The sequence below is a fragment of the Borrelia duttonii Ly genome, from assembly GCF_000019685.1.
GTDB classification, from domain to species: Bacteria; Spirochaetota; Spirochaetia; order Borreliales; family Borreliaceae; genus Borrelia; species Borrelia duttonii.
This window is the reverse complement of sequence record NC_011229.1, coordinates 58,844-83,577: the sequence shown is the minus strand read 5'-3', so window position 1 is coordinate 83,577 and position 24,734 is coordinate 58,844. Positions and strand designations below refer to the sequence as shown.

The following is a 24,734-nucleotide window of genomic DNA, read 5'->3' as shown; positions in this document are numbered from 1 at the left end:
TAGTTTATTCACCTCGAGTTGCTTCTTTAATATATTGTACCAAATGAATGATTAATGGTATAAAACTACCAACGGAAAATGTTATTCCTGTACCAAGTAAGAATGTTGCAATCATCTCTTCTACTTTTGCATTATATAAATCTTGAGGTCTTATTCTATTTTTTAAAATATTATTTAAAGCTATGTTGTAAAGTTCTGAAGATTCATTATATTTTGTTATGGCAAATGCAGTTCCTATAAGATTTAATGTAAAAATACTAAGGTTGATATAGAATAGATCTCTTTTGGTAATGAGTTCACTTCTATTATCTCTTACCATTTCTATATAAACTTCTTTATCTTTGTTATTTATTATTATGAATTTGTTTTTGTGTTCTTCAGCTTGCAATAATATAGACTCTACATTTTCAGGTTCTTCAATTTCAATTGGTGTTTCTCCTATAAATACTCCTTTTTTAAATACTTTAGATGTTACATTACTTGTAATTAATATTTTATTGGAATTTGCTTTTTGTAATGTAATATTTAAGTCAATAGTGTCACCACTTTTTACTTTTTGCTTTATTCTATATGGTTTGTAAGTTGTGCTTGTAATGTCAATGATAATTTCTTTATCTGGTAGTTTAGAAATATCCCATATATCATTGTTATATAATCCTTTTGATACAAATTCTTCATTTATATATATTTTGGCATCTAAATTATTTATGACATTGATCTTAAGTTTAATAAATTCTCTTCCTAATATTTCTTCAAGACTGAGTTTTGCTATTTTGTATGCAATGTCATCAACAGATGATGATAGTTTAAAAATTTCTTTGTAAACTTTTATTCCTTGTGGAGTAATATTGCTAATTTCAACTAAATAATGTTTATCTACTTTTTTTAAGTGTATGTAATTAACAAAGAATAATTCTTGACTTGTTAAAAATTCTATATTCAAATTTGATAGATGTACTTTATCTTGGTTCTTTTTGTAATTTGCTTTTATTTTTTTTAAAGTTATAAGGTATTTTTCAAGTTCTTGTTGTTGGATTTTTATGTTTTTAATGTCTTCTTTAAGATTTTTAATTTTAACTTCTATTTTATTTTCTTCTTTTAAACCGATTGCATTTTGTAACTTTTTTTTGTCCATGTCTTCTTTGAGTTTGCTAAATTCTTGTTCTTTGCTTATTATATTTTGATATATATAAATGCGTCTTATAAAGTCTTTATCATTATCGTTAATAATGTGTTCATTTATTGCATTGTATATTTTATTTAGTGTTTGTTCAATTCCTTTTTGGAGTTCTTTATTTTCTTCTTTTGTATTTATGATATAAGAAAATCTATACTCAATGTTACTTTGAGTATATGCTAGTTTAGTCGTTGAGATTGATAATAACATGATTATTATTAATTTAAATTTTTCCATTTTAGGTATTCTTCTATAAAGTTATCAATGTTGCCGTCCATAACAGACATAATATTTGGATTTTCAAATTTTGTTCTGTGATCTTTTACTAGAGTATAAGGTTGAAATATATAAGATCTAATTTGATTGCCCCAAGAGATATCTTTTTTTTCTTGTTGTTTAGATTTACTTTTTTGTTGTTCTAGTGTTTTGTAGTGTTCATAAAGTTTTGATTTTAATACTTTCATTGCTAATTCTTTATTTCTATGTTGACTTCTATCAGTTTGAGATTGTGTTACTATTCCTGTTTTAAGATGTGTAATTCTAACGGCCGATGATGTTTTATTAACATGTTGCCCTCCTGCTCCTGAAGCTCTATATGTATCAACTCTAATATCTTCTGGTTTAATTATTATTTCAATTTTATCATCAATTACAGGATCAATGAAAACAGATGCAAAAGATGTGTGTCTTTTTTTTGCAGCATCAAAAGGAGAAATTCTTACAAGTCGATGTATTCCCACTTCACTTTTTAAGAATCCATATGCATATTTTCCTTTTATTTCGATTGTAACAGATTTAATGCCTCCTTCAGATTCCAGCAAATCTATAAGTTCTATTTTATATCCACGTCTCTCAGAATATCTTAAATATGTTCTATATAGCATATTAACCCAATCACATGCTTCTGTTCCACCTGCTCCTGAATGTATTGTCAAGAATGCGCTATTGATGTCAATATCTTCTTTGAAATATGATAATGTTAAGATATGTTTATATTGTTCTCTTAATTTATTAACATCTCTCTCTAATAGTGCTTTATCATCTTCACTTTCTGCAATTTTACAGAGTTCCCTTAAATCTTTAAGTTGGCATATCAAGTTTTCCCAAGGTTCAATTTTGGTTTTTAAAATATTTTGATTCTTAAGAATTTCTTGTGCTCTTTTGTTATCATTCCAAAAATTTTCATTATTTATTTGTTTTTCATATTTTTGAAGTTGTATTTTAATCTTATCACTGTCAAAGCTTCCTCCAGACATTTTCAATTTGTTCTAGAAATTCATTTATTGTTTCTCTCATTATAAACTCTCACTATTATTTATTAATATAATTATATTTGGAATTAAAGATAAAATGAAGATTATAAAAAAGTACATTGTTTCGTTAGTTATTAGTTTGAATGTTGATTTTTTTTCTAAATTTTTCTTTATTATTTTTGTTAATATAATAGTTATTAAGATACTTAGTGAAGATAAAATGAGTATTGTTATGCCTTCTAGAAAATTATGACTTTTATCTAGAGAAAAAAATATTATTGCAATCAAGCTACTATTAGATAACAAAAAATCATTTGAATATTTTGTCTTGCTGTTATACATGACAACTAAGATATTGTTTAATGTTTTTAACATAAGTGTTAGTATGTAAATTAATGTCATATATATTATTGGTATTATAAATAATAAATTGTATTCTACAAATAGTTTATAAATATAAAAAAGGCAAGAATAAATTAATAGCGAGGTGATGATGATAGTTAGATATTTTTTTGATAATGTTTTATTATCTTTTATTCTTATATCTTCAATTCCAATAAAGTGTATTAGTAACAAATTGTTTGCTAGCAAGTATGTTATTAAATTGCTTGTCATATTTTAATAATTTCTTCTCCATTTTCATTTTTATTTTCTCTTACTTTTTCTTTATTTATTCTTAAATAGTGTAGTATTTTTCTTATATGGAATGTTAAGCTGTACTTTTTAATTAGTGTTGCGCTTATTTGTAATATAAATATTGATATTATAGCTGAAAAAGTTTCAAGAGGAATATAACTTAGCGTTATAAAATATCCTAAAGATAATGCAAATCCATAAAGTATTTGTTCAAATTTAAAGTGGGGAGCTGTTTGTAATTCTGTACCCATTGTGAATACTAAGATCATTGGAATTGGTGACATTATCAGACTTAATATATCAAAACTTATATAATTGTAGAGAGAAAGGTTTTGTAGTATGTAAGCTATGAATAGCAAACTTATATAAAAAGATAGTGGTATTAGTTTATTGATAATGAATTTTTTAAGGATGAATGAAAAGCCAATATAGATTAGAATGGGGGATAAATACTTTTCATTTTGAAATCCCAAAAGGTTTTCAATATGGAATCTTGGTATCATTATATTGAGATGAGATAATACTTGTTCATTTATAAATTTGTCGATTATGTCGATGTATTTGTTTTCATGTCTTTTAAATTCTTTTAAGTTTTCTAAGTTGTGAATGTTTGGATTTTGAGAAATTATTTTATTCCATGTAGGAATTATATCGTTTTGTTTAACAAGTTCTTTGTAATATGTTTGTTTGAAACTTAGTGGAAAATTTAGTAATAAAAAAATGAATGAAATTAATATAGGATTTATAAGGAGTTTAGAGAGCCTTGAGAAATAAAAAAACATTAAAAATGTAAAAAATATTGCCATTATTTTTAATGTTATAGGAAAATTTAAGGGTAGTATTATATTGGTAATTAATGCAGTATATACAAAAAAAGAGAAATATCTATATTTAGATTTGAGCATTATTGGTATATATGAACATAAACTTGTGATTATTAATATAAGGCTATCAATTAAAAATTTGATATTGTTTGAAAAAGAAAATATTAAATTAGGAATTAATGCTAATATAGTAATTAAATAGATATCTTTTAAGTTGTTTTCGGTGTATATTGGTTCATTATTAAAGCTTATATTTAATATATTTTCCTTTATTTCTTTTTTTACTTTGTTTATTTCTTCTTCTATTTCAGTTTTAGTGTATTGTAAATATTGCTGTTGTGTATTTTCGTTATTATCTTGATTTTTAATTTTTTCTAAAATAATTTGTTCCATACATAATGGTGAAAAACTGGGTGTGTTTAAGAGTTTGATTTTGTTAACTTTGCTAAGTATTGTTTTTTTTCTTAATATTGTTATGCTATATATATCTCTTGTGATAGGTACATTTAGATTATCTATTTTTATCTTATTTGTTGGATTATTTAAAAAAATATCATATTTTTTTAAATCAATATTTTCGTCTATTATTTGTTTGATAGATGTACCAATTTTAACTTTGGTTATTTTACTTTTTATTTTTTTATTTCCATTGATAGTTATGAGTTTTTCTTTGTATGGAGAATTTGTTTTAAGTGTGGAATAAACATTATAGAGATCTTCAATATTTGTTACTAGTATATTTTTATTTGGATTTATATTACTTTTTGTGTTTTCTTCATTGTATAAGAAATGCATTATTAATTCGTGATTTGAATATGGATGTGGAGAGTTAGAAATTAATTTGATTGTTAATCTTTTGTCTTTTGCAACATTTAATTTTTCAAGTTCTTTTTTAATATTATGGTTGTCGGTTATTATTAATATTTCTTTAAATTTGAATATTTTATCTATATTTTCAAAGCCGTAGACAATTTTGTCTAGTTTTGTTGTTATTAGTATTTCTGAGATATTTGTAAATGAATCTTTGCCATTTATTAACAAAATCATTTTGTCTATTTTTTTGCATTTGTTCATATATTGAAATAATGAATCTTCATTAAACCAAGGAATTCCTAATCGAATTAATTTTTCTAGTGTTTTTTCTCTTGATTCTTCTTCAGTTGAAATTTCTTTTTCATTGTTGATTCTTCCATGAAATCTTATTAATGCTGATTTTATTTGATTTTTATTTGGAAGATTGGCAGTATATATTTTTTCTATTATTCCAGATATTGGGGCATATGTGTAAAGTTCTACATTTTTGTTTTTTGATAATATTTGTCCTTCTGAAATTCTTTGATTTTCAATGACATATATTGTAGATTTTGAATCTGCTGTTTCTAATGGAATTAAAATACATTCAGGTATTTGGATTTCATCTATGTTAATTTTATATTGTCTCTTTATTTTGGTTTGTGAGTTAAACATTAACTGCTTCCCCTGATATATTTTCTATAATTTTTTTCACTCATATTTAAAAGAATTGTAAATCTTATTGCTTTAAATAGGAATAGTAATAAAAAAAATGGCAATGAAAGAGTGAATAATGTTTGTTCATTTTTTTTATTAATTGTAATGTTAGCAGGTGTTTCTTTATATATTAAAATTGGATTTCCATTTTCTAAGAATAATCTAGATAGTTCGTTATTTAAGTTTTTAGATATAAATTCTTTGTCTACTTTGTATATAATTTTTGAATTGATGGTTATTTTATTGTTTTCTATTTGAAAGTAGTCTTCTTTTACATTTGTATTTACTTTTCCGTACTGAGATGTGATTTTGTATTTAAGTTCATTTTGATAAAATATATGATACATATAACCTACAATATTTGGTATTTCTTCATTATGTCCAACCATTAAATAGATGTTATTGGGATTTAGATAGTCGAAGTAGTTTAATTTCTTGCTGTAAAGGTAATTGCAATTATTATAAGAATTAAGTATGCTTTGGGTATAAAAAAATGGCATTATTGAGACTATAAATAGCATTACATGTATTAGTATTTTGTACTTTAAAATTTTGGTTTCTCTTTTTTGTTCTTTTATTTTAATTAGAGATAAAAATGTATGTTTAAAGTTGTTTTCAGTTTTGATCCAAGTAAATATTAGGAAAATACAAAGTGTTGATATTGATACACAAATAATTAAAAGGGCTTCAAGGTTAGTGGATAAAAAATTAATGCTTAAGGTAAAATATAATACTATAAATAAAAATAGAAATATTGGGGTTTTAATTTTTTTAATTAATACTGTAAATCCTATGTCTTTTAGATATATTTTGTTGTAATTTTTGTTAAAATTGTCAATTAGTATAAATAGTAGATAAGCTAGTATGGTTAAAGGATAAAAGTATGATATTTCGTTGCTAAATATAAATATAATACATGAACTTATTAGAAAAAGGATTATAAAAGGAGCATATTTAATGTTTAGTGATAATAATAAAATAATTATTATGATAAAAGTTGTGATTGAAAAGTATTTTATTTTGGTTTTATAATTTGAAGAATGCATTTCTGCTTTAATATTTTGATCTTTTTTTAGTTTTTTTAAGTCATTATTAGTAAATGATGATTCAACATAAAGTATTTTTTTGTTTCCTGTATTAAAAAGATTAGGAAGTTTTTTTAAAAATAGATCTTTTCTGAGATCGTGGTCATTAAGATGAATTAATTTGTCTATTGTTATTTCTTTAAAGTTAGGAAAGTCCAATATGTGTACTTTTGTTGTGTATTCAGATATTGTTTTGTATCCCAATGAGTTTATATAGTCATTTGCTATTTTTAAGTCTTTTTCTCCTTGTAAATATATTGGTTTGTAGTCTCCAAATTGTGCTATGTTGCAAGAAAGTAGTGGTATTAGCAATATATAAAAAAACTTTAGTAGATTCATTTTTTCCTTTATGATCTGTTATTTAGATTATTCGATATAGTATTTGTTACATATTGCCCATGCAGAGATTATACCAATCAGTATGCCTGTAAATACTTCTTTTTTTTTGTGTCCTTTAACAACTTTAATTTTTAAAGGTTCAATTTTGATTTTCATTTTTAATTGTTCTGATAAATCATTTAAATATTCTGCTTGAACACCTGCCATATATCTAACTCCAAATGAATCTCTTATTGTGATTAAAGCAAAAGCTAGAGCAATAATAAAGTGAGTATTAATTCCTTCTTTTATTAATATTGATGTTGCAAGGGCGGTTACTGTTGAAGAGTGACTGCTGGGCATACCCCCTGTTTCTAAAAAAATGCTTTTTAAAAAATATTTTGGAGTTAATTTAATTTTTTTTGTTTTTATTGCTTGGATGATGTATTTAATCATTTGAGCAATAATACCTGAAATTAAACAAGATAAGAAAAGGTCATTTGTAAACAAATCTTTTATCATTATTTGATTACTCCGTTATTTCATTTATATGAGAAATTGTCCATTTTGTATTATTATATGTTCTTTGCCCGATTTGGCAATACCGATGACATTTATGTCATTACTTCCAATCATGAAATCCGTGTGAATTAAAGAAACATTACATCCGTAATCTAGTTTTGCAATATCTGTTTTAAGTTCACTTCCATTACTTAAACAAGAAGGATAAGCACTTCCTAGTGCAATGTGACAGCTTGCGTTCTCATCATATAATGTGTTATAAAATGTAAGTCCACTTTTATATATTGGAGAGCTGTTATCTACTAATGCAACTTCGCCTATATATTGTGCTTGTACATCAGTTTCTATATGCCTCTTTAGTATGTCATTTAATGTATCATTATCACATCCAAAATTGATTATTTTACCTTCTTGAAATTCCATCCATATGCCAGTTATTAGATTGCCAAGTATTCTTACTGGTCGAGTTGCGTACATAATACCATTTGTTTTTTTGTAGTTTGGTGTTGTGAAAACTTCTTGTGTAGGCATATTTGCATTAAATTCAATTTCTGTTCCACTTATTTTTTCACTTCCTCCTGTCCAAATGGAATGTTCTAGTAAATATATTTCTAGATTTGTTTTTTTGTTTTTAAATATCAATTTTTCTAATTGAAGATTATTGAGGGTTTTGCATCTTTGATGTAGTTTATTTCCATGAATTTCCCAAGCTTTTATTGGATCTTCTGTGTCAAGTAACATAATTTTTTTTTGAATTTCAAAAAATTCTTCTAATGTTTTTTGACTCTCAGGTTTATTTAAGACTTTTGAAGCCCATTTTGGTCCTGGCGCACAGATTGTGCACCAGGCTAACTCATTATTCATCATTGCACTTGAAATATTTTTTGATGCTAGTTTTAATGCCTGAAAGTATTTAGATATTTTTTTATTGTCATATTCTTTTAGTGCATCTAAATTTTCTGTATTATCAATTCTTATTTTTGCCCATTTTTCATTTATCATTTCTTCAAAAAATTTATGTTTAAAGTCAGGAATAAACTCTAGAAGATTTTCTGATGTTGATTGTAATCTAGATTTTAAAATTTCTGTATCCTCAATGCTTAGTTCTACATATTTTGCTCCATATTCATAAGCTTTTTGTGCTAAGATTCTTAAAAATTCATAATTTTCAATTGAGCCTGTAATGAGAACACATTGGTTTTTTTGTAAGTTAATTCCTTTTAAAATAATAAGTTCTGCATATTTTATTAAGTCTTTTTTCATGTGTGATCCTTTATTATGCAGGGTCTTCTAAGATATTATCATTAATGTAATGAGCAACAGCTTCATTATCATTTGTGTTTATTATTTCTAAGTAAGATAACATTTTCTTTAGTCTGTAATTTGCATTTCCCATTAGTAATCCTTTTTTGACGTTTTCTAACATGTCAACGTCATTAAAGCCATCCCCAAATGCAATTGTTTCATTTAAATTGATATTGATGCTTGTAAGAACATCTTTTAATGCATTTCCTTTTGAAACTTTGCTATTAACAATTTCAAGTGAGTGTGGTGTTGATAGATAGGCATTTACTTTTTCTCTATATTTTTCTAAAATTGTTGCTTCATATTTTATGAGCTGTGCTTCTTCGTCATGTAGTAATAAAATTTTTGCTATTTTGTTAAAATTTTTAATTTCTTGAAAATTATTGACTTCGTTATATCTTATGTTTATGTCTTGTAATTCATGTTTGATATATTGGTGTTTGTTTAATAATCTATGTTTTTTAAATATATCATTAATAGCATTTTTAGTTATATTGTCGGCATAGAGGTTTTCATCTGTATCGTCAGATCTTTGTAAAAAGTGAGGTATGTCCTTATATTTATTTTCTCTTATATTTAGAATTTCTTTTACAATATCGGGAGCTAAGTCATAACTGCTTATTAATTGCCATTGGTTATTATATACCCTTGCTCCATTTAGGGTTATAAAAAATGATACATGTGAATTTAGATTCTGTATAAGAAGAGGTATTATTTCATTTTTACTTCTTCCTGTTGCAATAATAAATTTTTTATTTTCTTTTGTTAGCTTTTTTATTACGAGTTCGCTAAAAGCTCCTATTTGGCTATTTGAAAGCAAAAGTGTACCATCGAGATCAGAAACAACAGCCTTAATGTTTTTCATGTTTTTGTCCTTTGATTTTTACTGTTACATTTAATTATATCAGATAAGAAGTTTTTTTAAAATTGAATTATTTGTTATAATTAAATAAAAAGTTACTTTTTAAATCCTAAGGAGCTTGCTTATATGGAGGTTAATACAAGAATATTATCTTTAAGAAAATTGATGATAAAAAATAAGATAGATGCATATTTAATAGCAAGTCATGATCCGCATATGAGTGAATATTCTCATGCTAGATTTAATATTCGTGAATTTGTTACAGGTTTTACAGGAAGTGCTGGAACAGTAATTATTACAGAAACGGAATCAGTTCTTTTTACTGATGGTAGATATTTTTTACAAGCGACAAATGAACTTGAAGGAACTGAGTTTAAATTAATAAAACTTGGGGTTAAGGGGCATCCAGATATTTTTAGCTATGTTAATATGAAGCTTAAAGGATTACGGATTGGAGTTTATGCTGAGGATATTAGTATAAAATTTTATGATGATTTGGTTAAAAATTGTAAATTTACAGATATTGAGATTTTACATGAAGATTTAATTTCTAAAATTTGGCAGGATAGGCCTTATTTTACAGGTAATAAAATATTTGAACTTAAGGAAGCTCAAAAAAATGACAAAAGAATAAATAAAATCAATAAAGTTAATGCAAAATTAGAAGAAAATACAATTGATTTTTATGTTATAAGTTCTTTGGATGAAATAGCATGGCTTTTAAATTTAAGAGGATTTGATATTGAATCATCAGCTTTGTTTTATGCTTTTTTGTTTATAGCTAGAAGTGAGAGATATAAGAATGTTCTTTTCGTTAATGTCGATAAACTTGATTTTGATTTAATAGAGAGACTTGAAGTTGAAGGAATTGAGGTCGAAGATTATGGCAATTTTTATTCATTTTTAGAAGAGATTAATCATGAGGGCAAATTTTTGATACCAGTTAATAGTAATGTTAAAATATTGGAATCTATTGGTAGATCAAATGCAGTGCTTGGACTTAGTATTGTTAATGAACTGAAGGCAATAAAATCTGATTATGAGATTAGTAAGATAAGAGACGCGCATATTATTGATGCTGTAAGTTTGGTTAAATTTTTGTATAAATTTAAAAATTTAACCAAAGATGAACTTGCTGATTTGGATGAGGTTGATGTTTCAAATATGCTTTTAAGCTTTAGGACATTAAGAGATGAATTTTTTAGTTCTAGTTTTGATTCGATCATTGGTTTTAAAGAAAATTCAGCATTGCCTCATTATAGACCAAAAAAAGGATTTAAAAAACTTAATCAGGATGGATTGCTTTTAATAGATTCTGGAGGTTCTTATCTTGAACTTGGTACTACAGATGTTACGAGGACAGTTTTAATTGGAACAGCATCTCATAAAGAGAGAGAAGACTATACTTTAGTTCTTAAATCTTTTATTGCTCTTGCTTCTTTAAAATTTCCTTTTGGAATGTTAGGTGCATCTCTTGATGGTATTGCCAGATTTCCTTTGCTTAAGCATGGCTTAAATTTTGCTCATGGAACGGGGCATGGAGTGGGATTTTTTCTTAATGTTCATGAATTTCCTGTTTCTATTAGTCCTTTATCCACTTATTCTTTTAAAGGTTCTGAAATTATTTCAATTGAACCTGGGATATATAGAACTTCTGAATATGGTATTAGAATTGAAAATTTAGTTTTTGTAAAGCAAAGTTATTCAAATGAATTTGGAATTTTTTTGGAATTTGAAAATTTAACTCTTGTACCTTTTGAAAAAGAATTGATAGTTGTTGAAATGCTGTCAAAAGATGAATTAGACTATGTTAATAGTTATCATGAATTTGTATATTTTGCTTTAAAAGAATATCTTAGTGGTGATGAACTTAAGTTTTTAGAGATGTTAACTAGTAAGATATGAAATTTGTAAATTTATTGGCAATATTTATTTTTATTGTTTTTAATTCTGTATATTTGTTTTCAAATTCATTTAATGTTGTTTTTCATGATTCTTATGAGGATGCTATAGATGAAGCTAAAAAATTATATAAAAATGTTTTAATATTGGTTGGAAAAGATATTAAAGATAATTTAATAAGAGATTTTTTGAAGTCATTTGAAGATGATAAAATTTTTAAGCTGATTGCTAAACATAATGTTTTTTTGGTTATTGATGTAAATAATGAAATTTTTAGTGAAATTAATTTAAAGAAGAGTCCAACTTTATTTTTTGTTGATGCAAAAAGTGAACAAGTAAGGGCTGCTTATACTGAATCCATTAAAGATACTGTTCAATATAATAGAGAGTTTTTAAATTATGCTTTAGGAGTTTTTAAATTAGATGATATTGTGTATAAAAATGATAATTATGAAATTAATATTTTTGATGATAAGGTTTTTTTTTATAAAACATTGGATGGTCATTGGAGATTAAGAATGAATGGTAAAGATAAAAAACTTCTTCCTTCTAAAATAGAACTTAAAGAATTTTTAGTATTTCAAGATGAGAATGGAGGTAGGCTTTATGCTTTGCCAAAATCTAAGAAAGGTGGTATTTATTTTTCGGAATCGGAAAAAGAAGAATGGAAATTTTTTGGACAAATAAAGTCATAATTTTAAAAATGGATTTTTGGAGGATTTATGGAAATAGTTTTTTATCCTGATGATTTGCTTCGAGTACAAACAAAGGATGTTGAAAATATTGATGATGAGTTGCGAAGTATCATTTTTGAAATGATAGGTTTAATGGATAAAAGCAAGGGTGTTGGACTAGCTGCGCCTCAAGTAGGTCTTGATTTGTCTATTTTTGTAGTTAGAAAAAATATGATGTCAAAACCTTTAGTGTTTATTAATCCTGTAATAACGTCAAAATCTGTTGAACTTAGTGTTTATAAAGAAGGTTGTTTAAGTATTCCTGGAGTTTATTATGATTTATCAAGGCCAAAATCAATTGTAATTGAAGCTTATGATGAAAATGGCAAGTTTTTTAAGATTGAAGATTTAGATATTTTAGCCAGAATTATTCAGCATGAAATGGATCATTTGAAAGGTGTACTTTTTATTGATTATTATGAGGATAAACTTAGGAATAAATTATTGAAATCTTATCTTAAGGAAAGGAGGCTTGTTAAATTTTGAGAATTTTTTTTGCAAGTTCTGATGTTATTGCTTTAGAGGTTTTAAAGAAAATATCAGATCAATATGATGTAGTTGGAGTATTAACTGCACCTGATAAGCCTAGTGGTCGTGGTCTTTCTTTAAAAGTAAATGACATTAAACGTGAAGCTCTTAGTAGAAAGATTACTGTTTTGCAACCAGTGGTACTTGATGCTGATGTAATAAACTTGGTAAAAAGCTTAGAACCTGAACTTATGTTAGTTTTTTCTTATGGTAAGATTTTTAAACAAGAATTTTTGGATATTTTTCCAGTAGGTTGTATTAATATTCATCCTTCTCTTTTGCCAAAATATAGAGGCCCTTCTCCTATTCAAACTGCTATTTTAAATGGTGATTCTATTAGTGGAATTACTGTTCAAAAAATGACTTTGGAGATGGATAGTGGTAATATTTTGGCGCAAAGTCAGTTTGAAATAAAGAGCTTTAATACAAGTGTTGATATTTTTGAATATGTTTCTTTAAATAGTTTTGATCTCGTAATAGAAGCTTTAAATAAACTGCTTAAAGGAGATATTGGAATTGTTCAAGATAAAAATAATGCTACATATTGTTCTTTTTTGGGCAAAGAGCATAGGACTATTGATTTTAAGTTGAGTGCCTTTGATATTAAGAATAAAATTAATGCGTATAATCCTTGGCCCCTTGCAAGAGCTAGACTTGATAATAATGAGATTATTTTTCATAGAGCTGATTTTATAAGTACTAATGATTATGATGATCAAGTTATTGGAAAAATTATTGCTTTTGATCCTAGTAAAGGTCTTTTGGTAAAGACAGGAGATGGAATCTTGGTAGTATTAGAGCTTCAAAGAATTGGGAAAAAAGTTTTAGATTGTGTATCATTTTATCATGGAAATAGAGATTTAATAGGCAAGGTTTTTTCTTAAAATAAAGTGTAAGGAGATGATATAATATTGATGGATAATAAACCACCACATAATCAGTTATTTTTGGATAGTCAAAATCTAAGTGATGGTAATTTGCATGAATTTAGAGAAAATCATGATAATAAAATTCATGATTTGCCCGAGCATGTGTCTAGGGGTTTAGTGCTTACTATTGTTGGGTCTTTAATTATTTCATGTGCGATATTTTTTATTTTTTTAAAGAGTAGTGATATTGTTGTTGTTCCAAATCTAAGTGGACTTTATATTGAAGAGGCAATTACTGAGCTTCAACATAAAGAATTAATTCCTTATGTTGAACTTAAGTTCTCATCAACTTCGCTTGATAAAGGTAAGGTTATAGATCAAAAACCTAAGGCAGGTACTGTTTTGAGACTTGATAGTAAGGTTAAAATCTTTATTAGTAAAGGAGCTGTGATAAATAAAGTTGATAATTTTATTGGCAAGAATATTGATGATGTTCTTATTAATTTGAAAGCCAATGCAATTAATAATAATAGGATGCTTTATCATTTGTTAAGGCCTGTTGAAATTGAGAGTACTCTTCCAAAAGGAACAATAATTCGACAAGAACCATCACCAGGTACTAAGATTGCGAGTTTAGTTGATCTTCAATTTTTAGTAAGTAAAGGTCAAGAAGATTCGTCTGTTAAATATATAAAAAATTATGTTGGACTCTATTATAAAGATGTGATAATTTCTCTTTTAAATGATGAGATTGATTTTGATGTCAATGTTTCTAAGGGTAATGATTTTGGGAGTGTTATTTATCAATCTTTATCTCCTGGAAATAGGATTGAAAACTTAGATAAATTGATAATTACTATTAATGAACCAAGAGTTAATAGTACAAGTGTGTTTGGAATTATGACTTATAAATTGGATGTATATTCATCTAGTGTAGATATTATGTTAAAAGTAAAAGATTCTAGTGGAAATAGTTCTTTATTTTATTCTTTTAGATCTAAAGGTGGACTTATTAAATTGCCTTATGAGGCAGTAAAAGGCTCGACAGTTGAGCTTTATATTCATGATAAACTTATAAATCAAACATTAGTGAATTGAAATAATGAAGACAAAATTTTATTTTTGAGTTTAATATATCTTTATACATTTTCAATGTATAAAGATATTATTATTAATCATTTATTTTTGATGTAATAATCGTGGATGCTACGATTGTAGCTGTTTCTGTTTTTAAAATATTTGGTGAAATGTTATAGGTGTTAAAGTTATACTTTTTGATTAAATTTGTTTCTTTTGTTATAAATCCTCTCTCAGGTCCAATTATGACAACGACATTTTCTGTTTTTATATTTAAGTCAATTAGTTTGTTTTTGCTATTTCTTTCAAGTAGTATTTTTGTGGTGTTAAAATTGTTATCTTTTATATTCTCTAAGACTTCTATCAAATTGTTAAAAATTTTAATTTTTGGTATATATGTAATTCCGCCTTGCATAGCTCCTTTTATTAGATATTTTTCATATTCTTTTTCTCTAAAGAGTTTGGAGTGTGAGTAGGATTTTTCACTAAGTAAAGCATTGAAAAAAATAATTTCAGAGATTCCGATACTGCCAAGATGTTGAATTATTCTTTTTGCTGCAATTGGTCTTATGAACCCAATGACAACTTTTATTTTTGTAAGTTTATTTGATTTTGATATTTTATGATTTTTTTTAAAAAAAAGCCTTACATCTTTATGATATATACATGAATATATGTGTTCTTCTCCAATAATGCCAAATTTAAAGGTATCATTATTTTTAAGTTTTAATATTTCTGTAATATGTTTTACTCTTGGATCATTAAGTACGATTCCATTATGAAATTCATTTGTATTTATTAATATCAAATTCATTGTCTATATGATTTATTTCCTTATTAATTATATTATATTTATGTTATAATGAAAAATCTATTGATTTAGGAGAAAATATGGCAATTAGTTTAACTAAGCAGGAATTTATTGATAAGGTTTTTGATTATAAAAACAATCAAGAATGGAATTTTAAGGGTATAAAACCTGCAATAATTGATTTTTATGCTGATTGGTGTGGTCCATGTAAAATGCTTGCTCCGATTTATGACGAACTTTCTGAGGAATATGGAGATAAAATTGATTTTTATAAAGTGAATACTGATAAGGAGCAAGAAGTTTCTATGGTGCTTGGTGTACAAAGTCTTCCTACCATTATTTTTGTTCCTGTTGGAGATAAACCAAGAGTTTCTGTTGGATTTATTGAAAAAAATTCTTTGAAAGATGCAATTAAAGATTTGTTTAAAGTTTAATAAGGGTTTTAATTATAAAAAATTGAACTCTTGTCTGTTTATATAATGTTCTTTTTAAGTTATAATTAATTTTAGGATATAGTGAATTGATAAAAGAGGAGTTGAATTTATGGGCAGAAGGTGTTGAGTTTAGACATTGGGATGCTTATTATAATTTTATTTTATCTGTTCTCAATTTTCTTTGTATTAAAGAATATGAGCTGTCTGTTATCCTATGCAATAATGAGTATATTCAAAAGTTAAATGGTGAATTTAGGCAAAAACCAGAGCCTACTGATGTTTTGTCTTTTAATTATTTTGAAGGTAGTGAACAAATAAATCATAAAATACAAGGAGATATTATCATATCCCTTGAATATTTGGAGTTTAGTTCTTTAGAATTTAATGTTGAAATGTATGAAGAGCTTCAAAGAAATACTATACATGGGATTTTGCATTTAATAGGGTATACTCATGATACAAATGATTTTCAAAATGAGACAATGTTGATTATTCAGGAACGGGTTTTAAGAGAAACCAGAAGGGTATTTTGATGTTCAAGTTTTTTAATTTTAAAAATAAAAAGATGAAATATGTTGAGGGTAAAGATAGTGAAGAAAAATCGAGATTTGAAACATCTTTGCTTAATAATTTTAATTCTCTTAAAGAAACGATTGTGAAAGAGATTATGGTTCCAAGAATAAGTGTAATATTTATTGATTATTCTGTAAGTAAAGATGATATTTTGAAAGTTGTAACGTCCAGCAATCATTCAAGATTTCCCGTTTATAAAGAAACAATAGACGATATTATAGGAATAATTCATACAAAAGACATATTGTTACATATGTGGAAGAAAGATTTTTATGATATAGATCTAAAAGATATTATGCGAAAAGTTATGTTTGTTCCTGAGAGTAAGAAAATAGATTCTCTTTTAAAAGAATTTCAAGAAAATCATGTGCATATTGCTATTGTAGTTGATGAATATGGAGGAATTTCGGGGCTTGTTACACTTGAAGATATTCTTGAAGAGATTGTGGGAGATATTCAGGATGAGTTTGATAATGAAGTTGATGAAATAGTTCCTCTTGATGATGGAAGTTATCTTTGTACAGCTAGAGTGTTAATTGAAGATCTAAATGAAAAACTTGGATTATGTCTTCCTGATGGAGATTTTGATACTCTTGGAGGTTTTGTTTATGATCTATTTGGAAGAATTCCTTTAAAGAATGAGAAGATAGAATATAATAATTTAATTTTTACTATTAAAAATATGCATCAACGAAATATTAAAGTAATAAAGATTTCCCAAAAGGAAGGTTTATGAATTTTAAGAGATTTTTTATCATGCTTTTGTTTTTTTATTTAAATTTTGGGAGTTTGATGGGTGCTACTATAACTGCGATTGAATATTATCAAAAGGCACAAACATATTATCTTATGCAAAAATATTATGATGCTATTGATGAACTTCTTGAAGCTGTTAAGATTAATCCTAATTATTATGAGGCTTACAAATTTCTTGCTGAAATTTATTATAAATTAAAAATATATAATCAAGCTCAATTTTTTATAGAAAAAGCTTATAAAATGTCAAATAGAGATACCGAATATAAAATTCTTTATGCAAATATATTGCTTAAAAATAATGGAGCATCACAGGCTAAGAAGTTTTATTCTGAGGTTTTATCTAAACAGAAAAATAATATTGATGCTTTAGTGGGGCTTGCTTCAATTTTTGAAGAAGAAGGTTTGCTTATTGCAGCTGCTAATTATTATTTGTCTGTTCTTGAGTATAGTCGAACAAATTATAGTGCATTTGACCATCTTATGAGCATTTATGAAAAATTAAACATGAATGATAAGGCACAACATTTGATAAATAAGGTTAGAGGAACTTTTACTTCTTTGCCGGATTTTCATAGGAGAGTTGCAGAATTTTCTATTAAAACTGGTAATTTAGGATCTGCTGAGAAATATGCTCAAAATTATTTAATGTTGTTAAAGACTACTTATAAAGATTTTGGACTTGTTGATGCTTATCGCTTACTTGCTCTTGTTTATTTGTATCAAGTTAAATATGACGATGCAGTAGATGTGCTTCAAAAAGCAATAGTTATTGAACAAGATTCTGATGAGCTTTATTATTTACTTGGATATTCTTATTTAAAACTTGGAGAGGTTGATAAGGCTGTTTTTAATTTGGAGAGAGCTAAAAATATGAAAAAAGACTTAGAATTTTATGATATGGCTCTTGAAGAAAGTTTTTTTGTATCTAATTTTAGAAGTGCATTTCAAAAAAATAATAGTACTAATATAGAAATTTCTAAGAGGTATCACAATGAAGGGCTTAAGGCTTTTCAAGATTTAAGTTTAGATGCTGCAATATTTAATGTAAGGAATGCTATTGATATTTATCCTGATAATGATGGGGCTAGATTTTTGCTTGCTAAGATTTATAAATTTATGAAGTTAGATGTAATGGCATATGAAGAACTGTATTATTTGGTTGAACAGAGAAAGGTCACGGATTCTGCAATTTTAGATTTTTATGATATGGTTGCATTTGATATTAGAAGTTCTTTGTTTTTTAAGTATGGTTATAAAACTATTGGTGATTTGAATAAGCTTTATGATAACCAAACAGTTTACAGAATAGGTATTTTTACTCAAAATGAAAATAAAGTTTTTGGTGCAAATGATTTAATTTTAAAATATGCTGAGAGAATTCTTGATCGTAATTTAAATATAGAAGTGGTTAATTATAGATTTGATTATAATAAGGATAAAGATTATTTGGTAAGTAGTTTTTCTGAGGAATTTTCTTATGCACGAAATAATAATCTTGATTTATTTTTAATGTTTGATCTTGATGTAGATGTTTTTCGAAACTTGGCTAGCTTAAAAGTAGATGTTTTTTCAGGTAAAACTGGAGTTAAGGTGAAGACTTTTAGTTATAATTCAGGGGGAGTATTATATTTGAGTAATATTTTAAGTTCTTTCTCTAGAGATTTTAATGATTATTTACCAAAAAAGGGAAAAATACTTCAGATTAAAAAAGATGATGTTTTAATTAATCTTGGGTATGTAAATGATGTAAAATTAGGCGATGTATTTTTAGTTCTTAAAGAGGGAGCTTTAAAATATAATAGTGATAGTGCGAGCTTTATGAGTTATAGTAAATCAGATATTCTTGGGGAAATTTCTATTGAGGAGATAGGTGATTATATTTCTAGAGGAACTTTAAAATCATCTGCACTCTTAAGAGATTATATTCAGGAAGGATATACGGTTTTTATAAAAAAATAGTTTGACACTTGGTATTAATTAATTTATTATTTAATAATTCTAGTAGACAATAAAAAATGATGGAGGAGTTGTATGAAGTTAGCTATTAATGGCTTTGGACGTATAGGCAGAAATGTTTTTAAAATTGCTTTTGAGAGAGGGATAGAAGTTGTTGCTGTAAATGATTTGACAGATCCTAAAACACTTGCACACCTTTTGAAATATGATTCTACTTTTGGAGTATATAATAAAAAGGTTGAAGCAAGAGATGGTGCTATTGTAGTAGATGGAAAAGAAATAAAGATTATTGCTGAGCGTGATCCCAAAAAGCTTCCTTGGGGTAAATTGGGAATTGATGTTGTAATTGAGTCAACAGGTGTTTTTACTTCAGCAACAAGTGATAGAGGTGGGTATCTTGATCATGTTGAATATGCTGGTGCTAAGAAGGTAATTTTGACAGTGCCTGCTAAAGATGATATTAAAACAATTGTACTTGGTGTTAATGAGCATGAAATTACTTCTGATTTAAAAGCTGTTTCTAATGCTTCATGCACAACAAACTGTTTGGCACCTCTTGCAAAGGTTTTACATGAGGCTTTTGGTATTGAGAAAGGTCTTATGACTACTGTGCATGCTTATACTAATGATCAAAAGATTTTGGATTTGCCACATGCTGATTTAAGACGAGCACGAGCTGGGGCTCTTTCAATTATTCCTACTTCAACAGGTGCGGCTAAGGCTGTTGGGCTTGTTTTGCCTGAACTTAAAGGTAAGCTTAATGGTACTTCTATGAGAGTTCCTGTACCAACAGGTTCTATTGTTGATCTTACTGTTCAACTTAAGAAAAAAGATGTTACAAAAGAAGAGATCAATTCTGTACTTAAGAAAGCATCAGAGTCTAGAGAACTTAGTGGTATTTTAGGATATACAGAAGATCCGATAGTGTCTTCAGATATTAAAGGAAATTCTCATTCTTCAATAGTTGATGGTCTTGAGACTATGGTATTGTTAGATGGTTTTGTGAAAGTACTTTCTTGGTATGACAATGAATTTGGATATTCTACAAGAGTAGTTGATCTTGCACAAAAATTAGTTAAATAATTTATAAGATAATCTTGAGGTATTTGTAAATGTCAATAAGAACTATAAAAGATTGTGATTTTTCAGGCAAACGTGCTTTGGTTAGATGTGATTTTAATGTTCCCTTACGAGAAGGGAACATTACTGATGATACTAGAATTAAGGCGGCTTTACCCACAATAGAATATCTTAAATCTCAAGGAGCCAGAGTTGTTTTGATGAGTCATTTGGGTAGACCAAAGGGAGAGAAAAATCTTAGGTATTCTCTTATGCCTATTGCTAGGAGATTATCAGAACTGTTGGGGCAAAATGTTAAGATGTTGTCTGATTGTATAGGTGATGAGGTAGTTACAGCTGTTTCTTGTATGCAAAATGGAGATGTTGTTTTACTTGAAAATGTGAGGTTTTATAAGGAAGAAGAAGAAAATAGTGATGCTTTTGCAATGCAGTTATCAAAAAGTGGTGATATTTTTGTAAATGATGCTTTTGGAACTGCTCATAGAGCTCATGCTTCTACATCAGGTGTTGCATCTTATTTGCCAGCCGTTGGTGGATTTTTAATGGAAAGAGAAGATGAATTTTTGGGTAAAATTTTAAAAAATCCTGAGAGTCCATTTGTTTCAATAATTGGTGGTTCAAAAGTTTCTTCAAAAATTGCAGTTCTTGAATCCCTTTTACCAAAATCAAATGTGATGGTAATTGGTGGTGGAATGGCATATACCTTTTTAAAAGTAGAGGGATATTCTATTGGTAAATCTCTTTTAGAAAATGAATATATTGATGTAGCCTCATCTTTTTTGAAGAAGGCAAAGGAATTAAGTGTAGAAGTTATTTTGCCTATTGATCATGTTGTTGCAAGTGAATTTCAGGAATATTCTATGCCTGAATATGTTGACTCTGTTAATATTCCTGATAGTAAGATTGGGATGGATATTGGAGAGAAGACTTTGAAAAAAATTGAGGGAGTTCTTAGTAGTGCAAAAACTGTCATTTGGAATGGTCCTCTTGGAGTATTTGAGTTTGATTCTTTTGCCAAAGGTACAGCAAAGGTTGCAGAGTATGTGGCTAATTGTCCTGGAATTACGGTTGTTGGAGGTGGAGATTCAGTTGCTGCTGTAAATAAATTTAATTTGTCTGGAAAGATAACTCATGTTTCAACAGGGGGTGGTGCTTCTCTTGAATATCTTGAAGGAAAAGTTTTGCCAGGTATAAAGGTGTTGGAGGTTTAAGATGAGAAAGGTTTTCTTAGCAGGAAATTGGAAAATGCATTATACAAGTGTAGAGGCCGCAGATGTTGCTAAGCAGATTGTAGATGGTGTATACAATATTAATAATAATGTGGTTGTTATGGTAACACCTACATTTACGTCCCTTTGTAAAGTTTGTAGAGTAACTAAAGGAACCAATGTTCTTCTTGGTGCTCAAAATATGTCTTATGAGAATAGCGGAGCTAGAACAAGTGAAATTGCGCCTTCTATGCTTTTGGAATTTGGGGTTGATTACGTAATACTTGGACATTCTGAATGTAGAACATATCTTGGCGAAAATGATGAAATTATAAATAAGAAAGTTCTTACAGGTCTTAAACATCCATTTAAATATTTAATTCTCTGTGTTGGAGAAACTCTTGAAGAGAGAGAAAAAGGTAAAACTTTAGATGTAGTTTTGAATCAGGTTAGAAATGGATTAGCATCTGTATATGAATCTGATCTTCAGAGAATAATTTTAGCTTATGAACCTGTATGGGCAATTGGGACAGGAAAGACAGCAACAAAAGAAGAAGCACAAGAAGTTCATAAGGCAATTAGACTTGAAATTCAATCGTTATATTCAAAGTCCGCAGCAGATAATATTATTATTCAATATGGTGGTTCTGTTAATGTTGACAATGTGGAAGGTTTAATGGGTGAAAACGATATTGATGGAGCATTAATTGGTGGTGCATCTTTAAAAGCAGATTCGTTTTTAAAGATAATTAATAAAATATCGAAGTAGAGAGGTTGATTTTGGAGTTAGTTAGGTTTTTGGTATTTATCTTTTTTGTTATTACTTCATTTATGATTATTTTGTTAGTATTGTTTCAAGATGAGCAAGGCGATGGCATTGGAGGAGTGTTTGGAGGTGGAAGTTCTTCTATTTTTGGGGCAAGATCTTCAAGTGTTGCAATAAAAATTACAGCATTTTTTATTACTCTTTTTTTTGTTTTTGTAATTGCATTATCTTTTATTAATACCAAACGAGTTGATAGTGATTTGTTGAGAAATGTTAAGGTTGATGAGAAGAGTTCAACTTTTTGGAATGATGATGAAAATAAAAATAATGAAGATGATGCTTTAAATAAAGAAAATCAAGAAGATAGATAATAAATTTAAATAACTTGTATATACTGTTTAAAGACATGGCTTATTATGCAAATTGATTTATTGAAAATTGATTGTGGTTTTATTGTGTTCTTGTAGGTATCTTAAAGTTTTACTAAAGTGGTTTGAACCTAAAAATCCGTTGTGTGCAGAATAAGGAGAGGGGTGGCTTGTTTCAAGAATTAAATGTTTTGATGTATCTATTAATTCTTTTTTTCCCTTTGCAAAATTACCCCATAACATAAATACAACATTATTTAAATTTTTTGAGATAATTTTTATTACTTCGTTTGTAAAAATTTCCCAACCAATGTCCTTATGAGATGATGGGCGACCTTCCTCTACTGTTAATATTGAATTTAGCAAAAACGTTCCCTGTTCTGCCCATCGTGTTAAATCTCCATTTGGAATAGTTTTTATTTTTAAACTTCTCTCTATTTCTTTAAAAATATTTTGTAATGATGGAGGTATCTTGATGTCTGAATTAACAGAAAATGCCAAACCATTGGCTTGTCCTTTTCCGTGGTATGGATCTTGTCCAAGTATCACTACTTTAATATCTTTAAATGGTAAGGTATCAAATGCATTAAATATTAATCTTGGTGGTGGAAATATTTTATCCTTTTTAGTTTTATACTCATTTTTTATGAAACTTACAAGTCTTTTAAAGTATCCTTTGCAAAATTCACTTTTTAACATTTCTTTCCAAGATTCTTCAATTTTTACTTCCACATTTAATATTATATAGAAAATTAATGATTTTGTAATATTTTAATTTGATTTTATTGGTTTTTTATTTAGAATAATATGTTATGGTCAGTGATACATTGAAAAGAATAGAAATATTGGCTGAATTTATAACTCGAAGAAGACGAGAGAGAATAGATGAAGTATTAAATAATCGTACGAATTATTTGACACTTGTACTTGAAGATATTTTTCAATCTCAAAATGCAAGTGCTACAATGCGTACAATTGAGATTTTAGGACTTAGTAATATTCATATTATTGAGACTAATAATAAGTATACTTTAAATCCAGGTGTTGTTCTTGGAGCTTCAAAGTGGATAGGTATTAATAAATATAAATGTGTAAAAGTTGCATTTGAACATTTAAAAGCTAATGGGTATAAAATAGTAGCTACATCATTAGATAATGAAGCCATATCTCTTGAAGATTTTCCAATTGATACTAAAATGGCAGTATTTTTTGGAACAGAGTTAACGGGACTTAGCCATACAATTTTGCAAAATGCTGATTTGCATTTAAAAATACCAATGTATGGATTTACACAAAGTTATAATCTCTCTGTAGCTGTAGCTATAGTCTTTTATTCTTTAATTAATCGTTTAAGAAGTAGTTCTATTGATTATTTGCTCAATGAAGATGAAAAGTTAAACTTAAAGCTTGAATATTATAGGAAAATTATAAAAAGGTATAAGGTCATTGAGAAATTGCAGTTTTTCTAATTTTTAGTTTGTTTAGGAAACAATATATAAAGGTATCAATTATCATTATTGCAATGGTAAAGATCCATGAACTTTTTACCATATTAATGTTATTTCCAGGATATAATTGTTCTATTATATACATTGAAATATTTGCTAGCATATAGGCTATACAAGAAGAGCAGAATCTTGATACATTATGACTGATCCATTTGCTGTTTATATTATTTTTTTGTAGCATAGAATATACTTTTATGTTCACATAGTTAGATAAAAATATGATATATGTTCCAGTGAAAATTATTGAAATATAAGAAGCATTGTAGAACAATACTTTTAAGTGTATATTGGAAGTATCAAATTCATTTTGGTGAAAATAGAGTGTGAAATGCATCATTATTACAAAAGTGATATGTGAGAGCATATTTAATGTTATTGACTCTATAGCTGATTTTTCATTATATTTTTCTGTAATTAAATTTAGCGAACAAAGTGTTGATAGAAAGGTTATGCCTGATAGACTAATTTGTTGTTCGAATATAGTCACTTTTTTAAATATAATGAGATTTGAGAGTATATTCATTATTATGTTAAAACAAAAAAGTCCCGATTTGCCGAATAGGTAGTATAATAATGTTAATTGTGAGTATACAAATGTTATTAGAATTGTCCATAAAATTATGTTTATCATGTTGCTAATTATAACAAATTATTAAGTGATAATTGAATG

Annotated in this window: 25 protein-coding genes; 14 read left to right on the top strand and 11 right to left on the bottom strand. The window is 27.1% G+C overall.

The annotated features are described in order from the left end of the window. Positions 1–4: 4 nt before the first annotated feature. From BDU_RS00390 to BDU_RS00355, 8 genes are all read right to left on the bottom strand, one after another. Entirely contained in the window at positions 5–1,414 is a 1,410-nt protein-coding gene (locus BDU_RS00390) for a hypothetical protein (RefSeq protein WP_012537847.1), read from the bottom strand. Beyond that, a protein-coding gene (gene prfB, locus BDU_RS00385; RefSeq protein WP_171805074.1) for a peptide chain release factor 2 occupies positions 1,396–2,473 on the bottom strand; the annotation gives its coding sequence in 2 pieces (ribosomal slippage) (positions 1,396–2,419 and positions 2,418–2,473; 1,080 coding nt in all). Before prfB ends, BDU_RS00390 begins: the two co-directional genes overlap by 19 nt. Next, positions 2,473–3,045, bottom strand: a complete 573-nt coding sequence (locus tag BDU_RS08515; protein ID WP_012537845.1) for a hypothetical protein — start codon at positions 3,043–3,045, stop codon at positions 2,473–2,475. Before BDU_RS08515 ends, prfB begins: the two co-directional genes overlap by 1 nt. Next, positions 3,042–5,357, bottom strand: coding sequence for an RnfABCDGE type electron transport complex subunit D (locus BDU_RS00375; RefSeq protein ID WP_012537844.1), 2,316 nt, complete (start codon positions 5,355–5,357; stop codon positions 3,042–3,044). Before BDU_RS00375 ends, BDU_RS08515 begins: the two co-directional genes overlap by 4 nt. Next, the gene (locus tag BDU_RS00370; protein ID WP_012537843.1) at positions 5,357–6,823 is read right to left on the bottom strand and encodes a hypothetical protein; all 1,467 of its coding nucleotides are present in this window, start codon (positions 6,821–6,823) and stop codon (positions 5,357–5,359) included. Before BDU_RS00370 ends, BDU_RS00375 begins: the two co-directional genes overlap by 1 nt. A 27-nt stretch (positions 6,824–6,850) precedes the next feature. Further along, positions 6,851–7,324 carry a divergent PAP2 family protein gene (locus tag BDU_RS00365; RefSeq protein ID WP_012537842.1) on the bottom strand — a complete coding sequence of 158 codons (474 nt, stop codon included), beginning with the start codon at positions 7,322–7,324 and terminating at the stop codon, positions 6,851–6,853. A gap of 24 nt (positions 7,325–7,348) precedes the next feature. Further along, a complete protein-coding gene (locus BDU_RS00360; protein ID WP_012537841.1) occupies positions 7,349–8,587 on the bottom strand; it encodes an aminopeptidase in 1,239 nt (412 codons plus the stop codon). Positions 8,588–8,600: 13 nt separating this feature from the next. Beyond that, positions 8,601–9,494, bottom strand: coding sequence for a Cof-type HAD-IIB family hydrolase (locus BDU_RS00355; RefSeq protein WP_012537840.1), 894 nt, complete (start codon positions 9,492–9,494; stop codon positions 8,601–8,603). 123 nt (positions 9,495–9,617) lie between these two features. On the opposite strand from BDU_RS00355, the gene BDU_RS00350 reads away from it, so the two are divergent. Genes BDU_RS00350 through BDU_RS00330 form a run of 5 tightly spaced genes read left to right on the top strand, consistent with a single transcriptional unit; the run spans position 9,618 to position 14,622 of the window. Continuing rightward, positions 9,618–11,396, top strand: coding sequence for an aminopeptidase P family protein (locus BDU_RS00350; protein ID WP_012537839.1), 1,779 nt, complete (start codon positions 9,618–9,620; stop codon positions 11,394–11,396). Next, on the top strand, positions 11,393–12,088 hold the full coding sequence (locus BDU_RS00345; protein ID WP_012537838.1) for a thioredoxin domain-containing protein: 696 nt from the start codon (positions 11,393–11,395) through the stop codon (positions 12,086–12,088). The genes BDU_RS00350 and BDU_RS00345 overlap by 4 nt, the downstream gene beginning before the upstream one ends. A gap of 27 nt (positions 12,089–12,115) precedes the next feature. Further along, entirely contained in the window at positions 12,116–12,613 is a 498-nt protein-coding gene (gene def, locus BDU_RS00340; protein WP_012537837.1) for a peptide deformylase, read from the top strand. After that, positions 12,610–13,539, top strand: a complete 930-nt coding sequence (gene fmt / locus BDU_RS00335) for a methionyl-tRNA formyltransferase (RefSeq protein ID WP_012537836.1) — start codon at positions 12,610–12,612, stop codon at positions 13,537–13,539. The genes def and fmt overlap by 4 nt, the downstream gene beginning before the upstream one ends. A gap of 30 nt (positions 13,540–13,569) precedes the next feature. Continuing rightward, entirely contained in the window at positions 13,570–14,622 is a 1,053-nt protein-coding gene (locus tag BDU_RS00330; RefSeq protein ID WP_049752250.1) for a PASTA domain-containing protein, read from the top strand. Positions 14,623–14,695: 73 nt separating this feature from the next. On the opposite strand, the gene BDU_RS00325 is transcribed toward BDU_RS00330, so the two are convergent. Continuing rightward, the gene (locus tag BDU_RS00325; protein WP_012537834.1) at positions 14,696–15,415 is read right to left on the bottom strand and encodes a 16S rRNA (uracil(1498)-N(3))-methyltransferase; all 720 of its coding nucleotides are present in this window, start codon (positions 15,413–15,415) and stop codon (positions 14,696–14,698) included. A gap of 77 nt (positions 15,416–15,492) precedes the next feature. Here BDU_RS00325 and trxA point away from each other — a divergent pair, with 77 nt between their 5' ends. From trxA to secG, 8 genes are all read left to right on the top strand, one after another. Continuing rightward, positions 15,493–15,846, top strand: coding sequence for a thioredoxin (trxA, locus tag BDU_RS00320; RefSeq protein ID WP_012537833.1), 354 nt, complete (start codon positions 15,493–15,495; stop codon positions 15,844–15,846). Between the two features lie 86 nt (positions 15,847–15,932). Then, a complete protein-coding gene (gene ybeY / locus BDU_RS00315; protein WP_012537832.1) occupies positions 15,933–16,379 on the top strand; it encodes an rRNA maturation RNase YbeY in 447 nt (148 codons plus the stop codon). Then, entirely contained in the window at positions 16,379–17,155 is a 777-nt protein-coding gene (locus BDU_RS00310) for a hemolysin family protein (RefSeq protein WP_014695966.1), read from the top strand. The genes ybeY and BDU_RS00310 overlap by 1 nt, the downstream gene beginning before the upstream one ends. Continuing rightward, positions 17,152–19,137 carry a tetratricopeptide repeat protein gene (locus tag BDU_RS00305; protein ID WP_012537830.1) on the top strand — a complete coding sequence of 662 codons (1,986 nt, stop codon included), beginning with the start codon at positions 17,152–17,154 and terminating at the stop codon, positions 19,135–19,137. Before BDU_RS00310 ends, BDU_RS00305 begins: the two co-directional genes overlap by 4 nt. A 72-nt stretch (positions 19,138–19,209) precedes the next feature. Further along, a complete protein-coding gene (gene gap, locus BDU_RS00300; protein WP_012537829.1) occupies positions 19,210–20,217 on the top strand; it encodes a type I glyceraldehyde-3-phosphate dehydrogenase in 1,008 nt (335 codons plus the stop codon). A gap of 29 nt (positions 20,218–20,246) precedes the next feature. Next, entirely contained in the window at positions 20,247–21,425 is a 1,179-nt protein-coding gene (locus BDU_RS00295) for a phosphoglycerate kinase (RefSeq protein WP_012537828.1), read from the top strand. A gap of 1 nt (position 21,426) precedes the next feature. Continuing rightward, the gene (tpiA, locus tag BDU_RS00290; protein ID WP_012537827.1) at positions 21,427–22,191 is read left to right on the top strand and encodes a triose-phosphate isomerase; all 765 of its coding nucleotides are present in this window, start codon (positions 21,427–21,429) and stop codon (positions 22,189–22,191) included. A gap of 11 nt (positions 22,192–22,202) precedes the next feature. Next, positions 22,203–22,559 (top strand): preprotein translocase subunit SecG, encoded by a 357-nt coding sequence (gene secG, locus BDU_RS00285; RefSeq protein WP_041177671.1) that lies wholly within the window; start codon positions 22,203–22,205, stop codon positions 22,557–22,559. 57 nt (positions 22,560–22,616) lie between these two features. Here the strand turns inward: secG and ung are convergent, their stop codons facing one another. After that, positions 22,617–23,288 carry a uracil-DNA glycosylase gene (ung, locus tag BDU_RS00280; RefSeq protein WP_012537825.1) on the bottom strand — a complete coding sequence of 224 codons (672 nt, stop codon included), beginning with the start codon at positions 23,286–23,288 and terminating at the stop codon, positions 22,617–22,619. Between the two features lie 80 nt (positions 23,289–23,368). Between ung and BDU_RS00275 the strand changes: the two genes are divergently transcribed. Then, complete coding sequence (locus BDU_RS00275; protein ID WP_012537824.1) at positions 23,369–24,025, top strand: TrmH family RNA methyltransferase; 657 nt, start codon at positions 23,369–23,371, stop codon at positions 24,023–24,025. Here the strand turns inward: BDU_RS00275 and BDU_RS07665 are convergent. Beyond that, positions 24,000–24,695 (bottom strand): queuosine precursor transporter, encoded by a 696-nt coding sequence (locus tag BDU_RS07665; protein ID WP_012537823.1) that lies wholly within the window; start codon positions 24,693–24,695, stop codon positions 24,000–24,002. The two genes, BDU_RS00275 and BDU_RS07665, sit on opposite strands and share 26 nt — an antisense overlap. Positions 24,696–24,734 lie beyond the last annotated feature (39 nt).